Source organism: Acuticoccus kandeliae (assembly GCF_003073115.1).
Genome location: NZ_QBBV01000197.1, coordinates 1 through 281, shown reverse-complemented (window position 1 = coordinate 281; position 281 = coordinate 1). Strand labels below are relative to the sequence as shown.

Here is a 281-nt window from a genome sequence, read left to right as displayed (position 1 = left end):
CGCCCCGTTACCCAAATCGTATTATGCACTACTTGGTTCATTTGGTGAGAAGCATTGATAATTCCGCCGGCGCCAGCAGGAATAAAGAAGACCATTCCAACAAACGGTGCGAAGAAGCGTGCATCTCCCCAAGGCAGTTTGCGAAGCCAGCCAAATAGCCCAGTTGCTCCTTTCGATCGTCCATATGCTTCAAATGTCGCAAACATCGCAAACGCCGTCATTAGCGATGGAACGACTACCATAAGTGTTAAGAAAACTTGTATGAATTTCCAAAACGGCTT

Annotated in this window: 1 protein-coding gene; it reads right to left on the bottom strand. The window is 47.0% G+C overall.

The features are described 5' to 3' along the window. Nucleotides 1-281: cbb3-type cytochrome c oxidase subunit I (locus tag DBV35_RS29930; RefSeq protein ID WP_205648975.1), on the bottom strand; the 281-nt coding region annotated here is incomplete at both ends.